This window comes from Tumebacillus lipolyticus, assembly GCF_042682745.1.
GTDB classification, from domain to species: Bacteria; Bacillota; Bacilli; order Tumebacillales; family Tumebacillaceae; genus Tumebacillus_A; species Tumebacillus_A lipolyticus.
In genome coordinates this window covers 35,051-45,938 of the sequence record NZ_JBHUIO010000002.1, presented here as the reverse complement: position 1 = coordinate 45,938, position 10,888 = coordinate 35,051, and the positions used below count along the sequence as shown (strand labels likewise).

Here is a 10,888-nt window from a genome sequence, read left to right as displayed (position 1 = left end):
AATTCTACATGTTATAAGACTCGACCTGCAATTAAGTTATTTATTTGTAGAAAAGAAAAACCAACACACAATGTGCTGGTTTACTCTCTGTATGCATACTTCAGAATTCGCCACTTTGTAGACGCTCGCTTAGCGAATGCGATGATTTTCGCGGGAGGCGCGCACCAACTTGCGCTGTTGCGGCTTCTGCTCCCCTTTCAATCGGTCGATCTGCTTGGCCAGTTCGGCCACGGTGGGCACTTCAAACACCTGCGTCACCGGGAGTGTCACTTCAAATTGGTTGCGCACGCGTGAGATCACCTGTGTCGCCAGCAAAGAATGACCACCGAGGTCGAAGAAGTTATCGTGAATGCCTACGCGATCCACCTGCAAGATCTCTTCCCACACCGCTACCAGTTTCTCTTCTGTCAGCGTGGTCGGCGCGACATAGGGGACGGCAGTGCGGTCGAGCGCCCCTTCCGGCACAGGCAGTGCTTTGCGATCCACCTTGCCGTTTGGCGTGAGCGGGAACTTCTCCAACACCACGAAGGCGGAAGGCACCATAAACTCTGGAAGCTTCTTTTTCACGTGGCTTCTCAGCTCCAGCTGATCGAGTCCCGCCTCACCGGTCACATAGGCGACCAACCGCTTGTTGCCAGCATCATCTTCCTGCGCCATGACCAGCGCTTCGGCGACCTGATCATGTTCGAGCAGCACCGCTTGAATTTCACCGACTTCGATCCGAATGCCACGAATCTTCACCTGATGGTCGATGCGACCCAGATAGTCGATGTTTCCATCTGGCAGGTAGCGCACCAGATCGCCCGTCTTGTACACCATCTGCTCGGGCAGATGTGGCGTCTGCACAAACTTTGCAGCCGTCAGATCCTCTGCCGCATAATAGCCTCTGGCAAGCCCGATGCCGCCGATGCAAAGCTCCCCGATCGCCCCTTGCGGCAACACGTTCAGCCCCTGGTCGAGCACGTAGAGCTTCGCGTTGTAAACCGGTTTGCCGATCGGCACCGACACCGCTTCCTCCACATCTTTTGGCTGGACGCGATAGAAGGAGACGATGTCGGTGCACTCGGTCGGCCCATAGGTGTTGATCAGCTCTGCCGAACAGCTCGCCGACTTCATCCAGCGCTTCATCTTGGCCAGATTGATCGTCTCACCGCCCAAGTGCACCTGTCGGAGCGAGCGAAGCTTCTCCAGATCGAGATCGAGCAGCGGGTAGAAGGCGCTCGGCGCACAGTTGACCAGCGTCACGCGCTCTCGCTCGATCGTGTCGGCCATCTTGTCATAATCGTACAGCCCTGGCGTGAACAGAACCAAACGCCCACCGCCGATCAGCGGTGCGAACAGGTTTTTCTGCGAGAGGTCGAACGAGGATGGTGCGATCAGCAACACGCGATCCTCGCGCCCGATCTCAAACTCCGTCTTATACCAGTGCACCAGATTGGCGAAGCTGCGCGACTTGATCATCACGCCTTTGGGCGTTCCGGTCGATCCTGACGTGTACAGAATGTACATCAGTCGATCCGGGTCGTAGGGCAGATCGAGATTCTGATCGGGCAGCGAAGGCGAGCTTGCCAAGAGCGCATCCACCGCGATTCCACCCTCTGTCCGCGACAACAGCTTTTCTTGGGTCAGCAACAGCTTTGTTTGCGAATGGCTGAGCAGATATTGAATCCGCTCTTCCGGGTAGTCGGGATCGATCGGCACGTACGCCCCGCCCGCTTTGAGCACAGCGTAGATGGAGATCACAAACGAGAACGACCGCTCTGCCATCACGCCGACCGGCACGTCGTCTGTCACCCCGCGCTCGCGGAGATGCCAAGCGAGCCGATTGGCGTTTGCGTTCAGCTCCCGATAGGTCATCGACTCCCCTTCAAACACCAGCGCCACCGCATCTGGCGTCTGTGCAGCCTGTCGTTCGAGCAGCTGATGCAAGCCCGTTTCCGCTGGGAAGGGAGTTGCGGTCGAGTTGCGACCGATCAGCAGTTCTGTGCGCTCTTCGGCTGTCATCATATTCATCTTGCCGATCTCGACTTTGCAGTTGAGCGCCACCTCGCGCAACAGCTCTTGGAAATGGCCGATCATCCGCTCCACCGTGGTCGCTTCGAACAGATCGCAGTTGAACTCGACCACCCCGCCGAGCTCCCCCTCTTGCTCTTCCATCAACAGCGACAGATCGAACTGGGCGAACTGACGGCTCAGTTGCACCGGTTCCATCTCGATGCCTGCGATCCCCTCTTCCATCGACTGCAACGTGAAGAAGACGTTGAAGAGCGGAGGCTGGCTGAGATCGCGGTCCGGTTGGATTCGCTCCACGAGCAACGGAAACGGGAAATCCCCGTGCTGCAAGGCACCGCGCGCTTTTTCACTCGTTCGCGCGAGGAAGTCGGCAAAGGACATCTCACCGGATACATGACCTCTCAGCACCACCGGATTGACAAAATAGCCGATCACGCCCGCATGTTTCACGCTGCTACGCCCGGTCGTAGGCGTTCCGACCAGAATGTCCTCCTGCCCGGAGTACCGGTATAAGAACGCTTGGAACGCCGCCATCAGCAAGGCATAGAGCGTCACTCCCTGCTGCCTGGCCACCGATTTGAGCACGGCGCTCAACTCCGCTCCGAGCAAGAAGCGGTGCTCCTCCCCGCGATAGGTCTGCACCGGCGGTCGAGGACGATCGGTCGGCAGCTGGAGCACCGCCCGCTCGCCGCTCAACTGCTCCTGCCAATAGGCCCACATCTTTTCTCCTTCCGCGCTGCCGAGCAACGCTTTTTGCCAGGCGACATACTCCGCGTAGCTCGACCGCGGGGCTGGTAGCTCCTCTCCTGTGAACAGCGTGCCAAGCTCCTTGAGCAACACGTCGAACGACCAAAGATCGACGATGATGTGATGCATCACCCAAAGCATGACAGGCGTTCCCTCTTCCACTTCGAACAGATAGAGGCGAAACAGCGGCCCTGCTTCCAGGTCGAACGGTCTGTTCGCCTCCCGATCCATCCGCGCCTTGAGCTCAGCTTCAGCGATGCTCTCGTGCACAAAATAGCCGTCTGCGACTGGAAGCACATTTTGCACAGGCTCACCGTCCCGTTCGGAAAACACGGTGCGCAGCTGGGAATGGCGTTCGACCAGTCGATCCACAGCGCCTTTCAATCGCTCCACATCAAGTCCGGTCACCCGGAAGGCGCGGGCGATGTTGTACGCCGCGCTTTCTGGTGCCAGACGCTGTAGAAACCAGAGTGCCCGCTGTCCGTGCGACAGCGCATGCTCGGAAAGATCGCCAGCTCGTACCTCCAGATCCGCTTCAACTCCAACCGCAAGCCTTTGGCACACCTCCTCTGCCACCTGCTCGACGCTCGGTCCGTCCAACAGGAAATCGAGCGGCAGTCTGATCTGGAAGCTCTCTTCGACCTGATGCTTCAGCTCAACAGCCATCATCGAATCCATCCCCAGCGCCTGCAGCGACAGATCGATCTCGACGTGCCCCGCCTTCAACACAGCGCTCACCGCACGCTGCAGATGTTTGACAACCAGCGCTTGGCGATCGCCCGCCTCCCGCAGGCGCAAATCTTGCAGGTCGATCGCCTCTGAATTTCCTGTCACCTGGAGATCGACATCCGCATCGGCAGGCCGCTCCGCATTGTGGACACCACCGCTTTCCACACTTTCCCCGAGCACTTCTTGGTACATCACCTCAAGCGACCCGTTCAAAAACCGCTCTTTGCACAGATGGCGCTGCACCTTGCCGGACGACGTTTTCGGAATGCTGACCGGCTTTAACAGCACCACCGCATAGACTTGCAGCTGATGCTCCTTCGACACCTCTTGTCTGATCGTCTGCACGACCTCAGCTAAGTTCCCTTTGCGGTGAGCGCGCTCCACCTCCTGCACGACCACCAAGCGCTCCTCGCCGTCCACGAGGACAGAGAAGGCAGCACCATTGCTGTTGTGCACGGCCGGATGGGAATTCTGCACGACAAACTCCAGATCTTGCGGGTAGTAGTTTTGACCGCGAATGATGATCAGGTCTTTCTGTCTGCCGGTGACAAACAGCTCCCCTTCATGCACAAAGCCGAGGTCTCCCGTCCGCAAGAACGGACCTTCGCCCGAAGCGAGCCTCGCTGCAAAAAACTCTTCCGTCTGCTCCGCGCGGTTCCAGTAGCCAGCCGCAACGCTCGGCCCGCTGACCCAGATCTCGCCGACTCGGCCATCAGCGGCGATCTGTCCGGTCAGCGTGTCGACGACGGCGACACGCTGCTCCACTTCGTTGACGCGACCGGAGCTGACCAGCAGTCGATCTCCGCCTGTGACCGCCCGGTCTTCCAACAGCGCTTCCCCCTCGAACGCCCGCACAACAGGGGCGTCCGACTTCTTGCCACCCGCGACAAACAGCGTCCCTTCTGCCAATCCATAGCAGGGGTAAAACACCTCCTTGCGAAAGCCGCAAGGTGCAAAAAACTCGGCAAATCGATCCAACGTCTCGGCGCGCACCGGCTCAGCCCCGGTAAAGGCGATCTGCCAAGAGCTGAGGTCGAGCTGATCTCGCTGCTCAGGTGTCACCTTTTGCAAGCAGAGCTCGTAGGCAAAATTAGGCCCGCCGCTCACCGTCGCTTTGTTTTTCGAGATCGTCTCCAGCCATTTGAGCGGTTTTTGGATAAAATCGACCGGAGCCATCAGCGTGACCGGATAGCCTGTAAACAGCGGTTGCATCACCCCTCCGATCAGACCCATGTCATGATAGGGAGGCAGCCAGATCACACAGCGATCTTCTGCCGATGTGCCAAAGCACCGCTCGATCAAGCCGAGATTGTGCACCAGATTCCCGTGCGTCAGCATCACCCCTTTTGGCAGCGAGGTCGATCCTGACGTGTATTGCAGAAACGCCAAGTCCCGCTCCGAAAGCTGAGGAAGGGACAGCTCCCCCATCTTGCGCTCCGCCGCCCCCGGCACCAACCAGCAAAGGTCTGACAGCTCTGGCGTCTCTGCAAATCGCCGCTCCACGCCGCGCAAGATCTCCGTCGAAGTCAGCGCAAACCGCGCCTTCGCATCCTCGACCATCGCCTGCAAGCGTCCCAGATTGCCGTTGCTGCGCGGCGGATAGGCTGGCACCGCGACGACGCCCGCATACAGGCAACCAAAAAAAGAGCAGATATAGGCAATCCCAGGTGCATACAGCAACAGCGCGCGGTCGCCAACTTCTGCCCCTTGGTGCATCAGCTCGACTGCGATCGCTTTTGCCTCTCGATCCAACTGTCCATATGTTAACGTGTGTTCCGTTCCATCCTCACCCATAAATGTATATGCGAGCTGATTCTGCTGCTCATGCGCTCGCCTCTGCAACAATTCGATGATCGTCATCACTCTACCCTCTCCCCCTGAGTTCTACTGCTGATTTAAAGAGTTCGACAATTCATAAAAGGAAACCTCCCTTTAACAGTTAATTTTAGAAACGCAAAAACGAGCCTTCCATCGTGACTGGAAAGCTCGTTTACATCCTGTTTTCAAGTTGATTCGCAGCAGGGATCGAACGCAGCTTTCTCCTCCGTTTTTGCCCGCTCGCCCTTTTGTCCAAGCTGTTCAGAAAACAGCTCTCGCTAGGCAGAATCGCCCCGCCATTTTCCTGCGATCAGATGCAAAGCACCATCACCTGCAGGTGGCACGACGACCGTATAACCGTTTTCGAGCAGCCTGCGCGATTCCACCACAGCAGGCAAAGCTTCGATCACATCCTCCCACAGCCGTTGCTTGCTCTCGATCACCAGGTGCGTCTCCCAGCTTGCCTGCGGGTGATCGCAGGCGATCACGCGGTCATCCTCTAGCAGGACAGATCCCAAGTCCTGCGGCGCGTTCGCCCACCCGTTTCCGGCGAACAGATGGAAGTGTACCTGCATCACCTCTTGGCGCGCCCCTCCATTCGAGCATAGCACATAGTCTGACATCCCCCGCTGGCTGGCCACTTCTCGCGCCGCTGCCAAAATTGCGAGAAAAAAGCGATGGTGATCTCGCTGTGCCAGCTCGTTCAAAGAACGAATCGCCCGCTTGGGGACGAGCAGCAGATGATTCGGATAGGAGGGCCGCGGGTGGAAAAAACTGACCACTTCAGATGATGTGAACACTTTTTTGACGGGGAGTAGCAAGCTTCCGTACTGAAACCAATAGCCGACAAACTTTCCCATCATGCGCGATCTTGCCAATCGGAACAGCCATTTTGCAACCATTTCGCTCCACTCTCCCCTTCTCGATTCTCTTATTCTACCAAATATAACATCAAAATCCAGTATCTGAGTCGCATCATTCCTCGAATGGAAAAATCCGATTAAATATTATTGCAATTATCAGTCTTTTGTTATTTCGAAGCTCCTTTTGCTCACCTTGTTGAGAAGCAAGCAGGCGATCCTAGTTGAAAACTGCTGATTGAGCGAGGCGCTTACCGGTCTCTCCTACATCTCTCCTACATCTCTCCTACATCTCTCCTACATCTCTCCTACATCTCTCCTACATCTCTCCTACATCTCTCCTACATCTCTCCTACATCTCTCCTACATCTCTCCTACATCTCTCCTACATCTCTCCTTGCATCTCTCCTGCATCTCTCCTGCATCTCTCCTGCATCTCTCCTGCATCTCTCCTGCATCTCTCCTGCATCTCTCCTGCATCTCTCCTGCATCTCTCCTGCATCCCTCCTGCATCCCTCCTGCATCTCTCCTGCATCTCTCCTGCATCTCTCCTGCATCCCTCCTGCATCACCCCCACATCACCCCCATCTGTCCTCTGTTCGACTCTCTCAGCAAAGAAGAGCCGTACCGACAACCAGATACGGTCGTCGATATGGCTCTTCATCTTTGCGCAACGGGTGAAGTCCAGCCTCACGATGCGCAGTGTTCGACTTTTCGATGCGACACGAGCTGCGCCTATAGGATTTCGCATCGATTGATCGGCAGTCGAATCTCGACGACCGTTCCCTTGCCGACGGCACTCTGCACCGAGATCGTGCCATGATGTTCCTCGATGATCTTGTACGAGACGAGCAGGCCAAGACCCGTACCTTTTTCTTTCGTCGTATAAAACGGCTCCCCAAGCTTCGAGAGTCTTGACTCTGAGATACCACAACCAGTGTCTGAAAAGCGGAGCAACACTCGATCCTCGTGCTCTTTGATCACTTCCACCAGCAGTTGACCGCCCTCTTGCATCGCCTCCATCGCATTTTTCATCACGTTGACAAACACTTGCTTCAGTCGATTTTCTTCACATTCGATCAGCGGAAGGTGTTGCTCCGATTCGATTCGAATCTGCACATTGTTTAAGATCGCCTGCGTGTCGAGCAATACCGCAATGCTTTGCAGCAGGCTTCGCACATCTGTCTGTTGATAACGGATCGCCTGTGGCTTGGCCAGCACGAGAAATTCATTGATGATAAATTCGATTCGGTCAAGCTCCGACCTCATGATGTCATAATAGTGCGCTCTGTTCGAATCACGCGCTTGCAAGAGCTGGACGAAGCCTTTGATCGAGGTGAGCGGATTGCGAATCTCATGCGCCACACCTGCCGCCAGTTCGCCTACCACCGACAGCTTGTCCGACTTGCGCAACAGCTCTTCCGTTTTTGCTCGCTCGGTGATGTCGCGCCCTACGATCACAACGCCTTCAACTCCGCCCTCTTCGTTCAGAACGGGCGCATTGTTCGCATCGATCAGCAGAAGGTGACCGTCTCGATGTCTGATGCGAAACTGGATCCTAAACGGTTGCTTCTCCACCACCACCGCCGCGAGCACCTGTTTCATCTTGGCGATATCGTCTGGGTGAAACAGGATGAACGGCGCTACGCCGACCAGCAGCTCCGGGCTGTATCCGGTCACCTCCTGAAACGATGGCGACGCATATTCGAGCACGCCCTCCAGATCGGAGACGCCGATCAGGTCTGACATGTTCTCGGTGATCAGCCTGTATTTCGCTTCGCTCTGTCGCAACGCTTCTTCCATCCTTTTTCGGATCGTCACATCGCGTGCCGTTCCGACCAGCCCGACCAGATATCCATTGCTGTCGTGAACGGGCGCCAAGGTCAGGTTGACATACAACAGTCGGCCATCCCGGTGCTTTCTGATCGTGTCGATGCAGTTGTACTCCCAATTGGAAGCCCACACTTCTTTGATTCGTTCCTGCTCATCCACAACCAGCTCATCGGGGATGATCCGCTCAATTTTCTCGCCGATGATCTCCGCTCCCCTCAAGCCGAACATTCGCTCAAAACCGCTGTTGATCTGATAGACGAGTCCATCGAGATCGCACATGTAGATCGCGTCTGGCGAATTGGAAACGAACGATTCTAACTGCTGCTTCGTTGCGCGCAGCTCTTCTTTCGCTCTCCGCTTCTCGGTGATGTCCTTTGCCAGCGCATAGACGCCCACCACCTTGCCTTTGATCATGATCGGAATCAGGTGAACGTGAATCAAGATGCGAAGCCCATCTTTTCGGATCAGGTTCAATTCAAACTTTTGCGGAATCGCCTGCACCGCTTTTTGAAAGTGTTCATACGTCCGCTCGAACGCTTCTGGAGACAGCAGCGTGCGGATCGACAACGTCGTCCATTCTGCGATCGAAAAGCCGGTCATCTTTTCACAAGCGCGATTGCCCTCGCGAAAACGCCCGTTGAGGTCAAATGTGAAGACAGCGCCTGGATTGTTTTCAAAAAGCGATCGGCTGAGCTGAAAGGACTGACACAGCGACCCGACTTTCAGTTGCACATAGCCAAAGATTACGATGGTTAAAAACAGCACGAACAGCCAGTCGAACCAATGATTCGCAGTTGCGTCCCCAAGCCGCTCTCTCCCCAACAGCCATGCGCCGCTGACGATCAAAATGGTCAAGGCAATCCCACCCGCGATTCGCTTGCTCCCCGCTCTCCGTGCTTCCAAATAGTCATTCATAGCAAAGCTCCTTACTCGGTTCAAGTTGCTTTGAGATCCGATCGGATTAAGCATCGATCAATCGTAAGTCAATTTCGACAAATAATTATTTTATCCTTCCTGATAGTTACTCATTTTGAAGTTTTCACAAATTATAAACCACACAAAAAAGCCATCGGCCGCATTCTGCCGATGGCTTTCCAATCGCTTATTTCTGTTCGTTGAGCGCCCGCTCCAACTCGGCCGCCGTTTTGAAAACCTGATCGATCGTCGCTCCCCCCAGACAAACATCCCCGTCGTAGAGGACGACAGACTGGCCTGGTGTGACCGCCTTTTGCGGCTCGTCAAACGAGACCAAGCAGGTGTTGTCCTCCCGCACATGCACGGTGACACCTTGGTCTGGCTGTCTGTAGCGAAACTTAGCTGTACAGGAAAAGGTGCGCGGGCGATTCGCCTCTGCGATCAGGTTGAGATCGGTCGCGAACAGTCCGCTTGAAAACAGCTCCTCATGCTCGCCCTGCTCCACATAGAGGACGTTGCGCTCCAAGTCTTTCCCGACGACAAACCACGGCTCCCCAGAGCCGCCGATGCCAAGGCCGTGACGCTGACCTAGCGTATAGTACATCAGCCCATCGTGATGACCTTTCACAACGCCAGCAAGCGTCTGCATCTCCCCAGGCTGTGCGGGCAGATAGTTGCTCAAAAACTCTTTGAAATTGCGTTCGCCGATGAAACAGATGCCGGTCGAGTCTTTCTTCTTCGCCGTCGCAAGCCCTGCCTCTTCCGCAATTTTGCGCACCTCTGGCTTCGGCAGATGCCCGATCGGAAACATCGCTTTCGACAGTTGGTATTGGTTCAACTGGTTCAGAAAATAGGTCTGATCCTTGTTCTGATCCACGCCGCGCAGGAGCTGATACTCGCCTTCCTGATTGACCACGCGCGCATAGTGCCCCGTCGCGATATAGTCTGCGCCCAGATCGAGCGCCGCATCGAGAAACTCTTTAAACTTGATCTCCCGATTGCAGAGGACATCAGGATTGGGCGTGCGCCCCTTTCTATATTCGTCGAGAAAGTAAGAGAACACTTTCGCGTAGTATTCCTTTTCAAAGTTCACCGTATAATAGGGAATCCCGATCTTGTCACACACCCGGCGCACATCGGCAAAATCATCTTCGGCGGTGCAATGGCCAAACTCATCCGTATCATCCCAGTTTTTCATAAAGACGCCGATCACATCATATCCTTGCTGTTTGAGCAACCAAGCGGTGACGGAGGAGTCGACACCGCCGGACATGCCCACAACCACACGAGTTTCTTCCGGTTTTTTGCTCATATACATCCCCAATTCTCAAAACTTGTATTCTGACTGTACATTATGCTATGTTGTCCATCTTGACAAGCTTTTATTTTGCGATCCCGTGCAGGATAAAGTCGCACAGCTCCTCGATCACTCGTTCGCGGTCGTGCGCACCTTCCTCTAACACCAACGCATAGTAGGCCATCTGGTCGATCAATGAGATGATCATCTGCGACACCAGCTCTGGAGAGCAGCTGCGCAGCTCTTGCACATTCTGTCCTTGCTGGATCAGATCGACGACGCGAGTGCCGAGAATCTCGCAAAAGACGCGGTATTTAAACATCTGAAACTCACGTCCACCGCCCGAGCGATAGACTTGCAAAAGCTCCTTCTTCTCGGCTAACGAGTGAAAGATCGACGTGATGATCGTCTTCAGCACTCCGTCTTCCACCAAGCTGTTCCCCCTGATCCGCTCGACCTCTTCCCAGAGCAGGTCGGTCGTCTTTCTGAACAGTTCGGTCAGCACCGATTCCAAAGAGTCAAAATAGAGATAAAACGTGCCGCGCGCCATCTCACAAGCTTTGACGATGTCGCTCACGGTGGTCTGCTCATACCCTTTTTCTACAAAAAGCCGAGCCGCTTCTGTCAGGATGCGCTCCTGACGCGCTTCTTTTTTTTGCGCTTGCAATGGTCACAC

Annotated in this window: 6 protein-coding genes; all 6 read right to left on the bottom strand. The window is 55.3% G+C overall.

The window, feature by feature from the left end; all coding sequences use genetic code 11:
- Window positions 1-129 precede the first annotated feature (129 nt).
- A complete protein-coding gene (locus tag ACFSOY_RS00280) occupies window positions 130-5,349 on the bottom strand; it encodes an amino acid adenylation domain-containing protein (RefSeq protein ID WP_386043188.1) in 5,220 nt (1,739 codons plus the stop codon).
- A 236-nt stretch (window positions 5,350-5,585) separates the two neighbouring features.
- On the bottom strand, window positions 5,586-6,209 hold the full coding sequence (locus ACFSOY_RS00275) for an HIT domain-containing protein (protein ID WP_386043186.1): 624 nt from the start codon (window positions 6,207-6,209) through the stop codon (window positions 5,586-5,588).
- Window positions 6,210-6,552: 343 nt separating this feature from the next.
- Complete coding sequence (locus tag ACFSOY_RS00270) at window positions 6,553-6,831, bottom strand: hypothetical protein (protein WP_386043184.1); 279 nt, start codon at window positions 6,829-6,831, stop codon at window positions 6,553-6,555.
- A gap of 71 nt (window positions 6,832-6,902) precedes the next feature.
- Window positions 6,903-8,915, bottom strand: coding sequence for a PAS domain S-box protein (locus ACFSOY_RS00265; RefSeq protein WP_386043182.1), 2,013 nt, complete (start codon window positions 8,913-8,915; stop codon window positions 6,903-6,905).
- A gap of 187 nt (window positions 8,916-9,102) precedes the next feature.
- Complete coding sequence (gene mnmA / locus ACFSOY_RS00260; RefSeq protein ID WP_386043180.1) at window positions 9,103-10,227, bottom strand: tRNA 2-thiouridine(34) synthase MnmA; 1,125 nt, start codon at window positions 10,225-10,227, stop codon at window positions 9,103-9,105.
- A 70-nt stretch (window positions 10,228-10,297) separates the two neighbouring features.
- The gene (locus ACFSOY_RS00255; protein WP_386043178.1) at window positions 10,298-10,879 is read right to left on the bottom strand and encodes a TetR/AcrR family transcriptional regulator; all 582 of its coding nucleotides are present in this window, start codon (window positions 10,877-10,879) and stop codon (window positions 10,298-10,300) included.
- Between the last annotated feature and the right edge of the window lie 9 nt (window positions 10,880-10,888).

Bases quoted from the DNA above. Each gene is read 5' to 3' on its own strand.
- ACFSOY_RS00280 (WP_386043188.1), bottom strand. From the start codon at position 5,349: ATGACGATCATCGAATTGTTGCAGAGGCGAGCGCATGAGCAGCAGAAT.
- ACFSOY_RS00275 (WP_386043186.1), bottom strand. From the start codon at position 6,209: ATGGTTGCAAAATGGCTGTTCCGATTGGCAAGATCGCGCATGATGGGA.
- ACFSOY_RS00270 (WP_386043184.1), bottom strand. From the start codon at position 6,831: ATGAAGAGCCATATCGACGACCGTATCTGGTTGTCGGTACGGCTCTTC.
- ACFSOY_RS00265 (WP_386043182.1), bottom strand. From the start codon at position 8,915: ATGAATGACTATTTGGAAGCACGGAGAGCGGGGAGCAAGCGAATCGCG.
- mnmA (WP_386043180.1), bottom strand. From the start codon at position 10,227: ATGAGCAAAAAACCGGAAGAAACTCGTGTGGTTGTGGGCATGTCCGGC.